The 2,218-nt window shown below is 72.9% G+C and carries 4 protein-coding genes; 1 reads left to right on the forward strand and 3 read right to left on the reverse strand.

The window, feature by feature from the left end:
- Positions 1-1,095, forward strand: a 1,095-nt coding sequence (locus KBX53_RS30460; protein ID WP_210863160.1) for a sugar MFS transporter, incomplete at its 5' end; no start/stop codon positions are given.
- On the opposite strand, the gene KBX53_RS30465 is transcribed toward KBX53_RS30460, so the two are convergent.
- The 3 genes from KBX53_RS30465 to KBX53_RS30475 all read right to left on the reverse strand — a co-directional run.
- A complete protein-coding gene (locus KBX53_RS30465) occupies positions 1,053-1,313 on the reverse strand; it encodes a hypothetical protein (RefSeq protein WP_030334986.1) in 261 nt (86 codons plus the stop codon). The two genes, KBX53_RS30460 and KBX53_RS30465, sit on opposite strands and share 43 nt — an antisense overlap.
- Positions 1,314-1,410: 97 nt before the next feature.
- Complete coding sequence (locus tag KBX53_RS30470; RefSeq protein WP_030334984.1) at positions 1,411-1,872, reverse strand: SRPBCC family protein; 462 nt, start codon at positions 1,870-1,872, stop codon at positions 1,411-1,413.
- A gap of 52 nt (positions 1,873-1,924) precedes the next feature.
- The coding region (locus KBX53_RS30475) for a DUF2795 domain-containing protein (RefSeq protein ID WP_210863162.1) at positions 1,925-2,218 on the reverse strand (294 nt) is incomplete at its 5' end.

The following is a 2,218-nucleotide window of genomic DNA, read 5'->3' on the forward strand; positions in this document are numbered from 1 at the left end:
ACGCTGGCCCGGGTCGGCGTGGGCGCGCTGCTCGCGGGCAGCACCCTGCTGGCCAGCCTGGCGCTGACCGGCTATGCGACCAGCCCCGTGCTGGTGGTGCTGGTGGGCTGTGCGCTGCTGCTCGGGCTCGGCTCCGGCGCTGTCGACTCCGGGCTCAACGCGTACGCCGCCGGGGCCTTCGGGGCGCGCCACATGAACTGGTTGCACGCCTTCTTCGGCCTGGGCGTGGCGATCGGTCCGCTGATCATGACCGCGGTGTTGAGCACCGGGCTCGGCTGGCGCTGGGGGTACGGCATCATCGCCGCCGCCCAACTCGTCCTCGCCGCCGCGTTCGCGCTCACCGTGCGGGCCTGGCACCGTGGCGTCCCGGCCGGCACCGAGGCGGGCACGACCGTCCAGGCCGGGCTCTCCGCCACCGATGGCGGGTCGGCACCGGTGGTCCGGGTTCCGATCGGGGAGACGCTGCGGCTGCCGGCGGTCTGGTCGGGGACGCTCGCCTTCGTGCTGTACGTGGCGATCGAGGTGTCCGCCGGGCTGTGGGCGTTCCTGCTGCTCACCGAGGGACGCGGGCTGAGCGCGGCGGTGGCCGGCGGCTGCGTCTCCGCGTACTGGGGCAGTCTCTTCGTCGGCCGAGTCGTGCAGGGTCTGGTCGCCGAGCGCCTGGGGGCGGGGCTGGTGCTGCGCGTCAGCCTGGCCGGAATGGCGGTCGGCGCGGCGCTGATCGCGGTACCCGGGCCGGCTGTCCTGGCGGTGCTCGGCCTGGTCGTTGTCGGTTTCGCCGCCGCGCCGGTGTTTCCGCTGCTCACCCTCACCACCGCCGAACGGGTCGGGGTGGCGCACGCGGACCGGGCCATCGGGCTGCAGATCGGTGCCGCTGGCATCGGCGCGGCGCTCGTCCCGGCCGGGCTGGGCGTGCTGATCGGCAACACGTCGGTGCAGGTGCTGGGCTCGGCGCTGCTGGTGCTCGCGCTGGCACTGATCGCGCTGCACGAGTGGGGTACGCGCCGACCCGCCGTCGACCCGCCCGCGCCCGACCGGCCCGGGAACGCGGGTCAGACGTCCGGCCCGGTCCTGCCGGTGGTGGACGGGCGGTAGGCGCGCTGCGGGTCGGTGGCCTCCCGGCTGTTGCCCCGGGCCTGTCCCTCGCGGTCCGACGCGGCCGCCCCGTGCCCGAACGCGGCTTCCTCGCCGGCGTCGTTGCCCGTCACGTCGTCGGCCTGCCCGTCGAGGCTGGAGCCCGACACGGCGCGCTCCAACTCCTCCAACGGAAGCCGCTCCTCGTCCCGCCACACCCTGATGCTGTCGTCGGTCATACCTCCAGCCGTACCCGGGCACGATGATCGCAAACAGGCTCGGACACGGCGATGGCCGCCGGGAACCCCGACGGCCATCTGCGGTCACCGCTCAGCGTCACGGCTGCGGACGGTCCACCTGCCCGCGCCAGGCACCGGTCTCCTGACCACGCCGTTCGATGTAGGTCTTGAACCGTTCCAGGTCGCCCTTGGCCCGCCGGTCGACGATGCCGAGCTTGTCGCCGGCCTGCTCGACGACACCGTGCGGCTCGAACTCGAGTTGCAGGGTGACCCGGGTCTTGTCCTCGTCCAGGCGGTGGAAGGTCACCACGCCGGCCTGCTGGGTGCCGCCGGTGGACCGCCAGGCGACCCGCTCGTCGGGGAGCTGCTCGGTGATCTCCGCGTCGAACTCGCGCTTCACCCCGGCGATGTCCACGGTCCAGTGGGTCATCGTGTCGGAGAGCTGCCGGACCTCCTGCACGCCCTCCATGAACTCGGGAAACTCCTCGAACTGCGTCCACTGGTCGTACGCGGTGCGGACGGGCACGGAAACGTCTACGTGTTCGGTAACGCCACTCATCGGGGAACCTCCTTCAGCCGCTGGTGGGTTGGTGGATCGGGGGCGATCCGTCTCACCAGCGAGTCGTCTCGTTCTTGTTGCCGAGCGCGGCCCACACCTCGGAGACCGTCTGGTAGACGGTGCCCTCGGGCAGCCGTTCCAGCGCCGCCACGATGTCGTCGGGCGCCTCGTTCTCGCGGGCGCTGGCGATGAGCACCAGGCGGTCGCCCGGCAGCGCGCTCATTGAGATGAACCGGCCGAGCCGGCTGCGCTGCTCGACGTCCGTCGAGCTCATCCCCTGTGGGGCGCCGGTGCGCGTATCGCCGGCCGGGGCGGTGGTCGCCTCCGGCTGGTCCTCACCGGCCGG

Source organism: Micromonospora sp. M51 (genome assembly GCF_018070305.1).
Taxonomy (GTDB): Bacteria; Actinomycetota; Actinomycetes; order Mycobacteriales; family Micromonosporaceae; genus Micromonospora; species Micromonospora parva.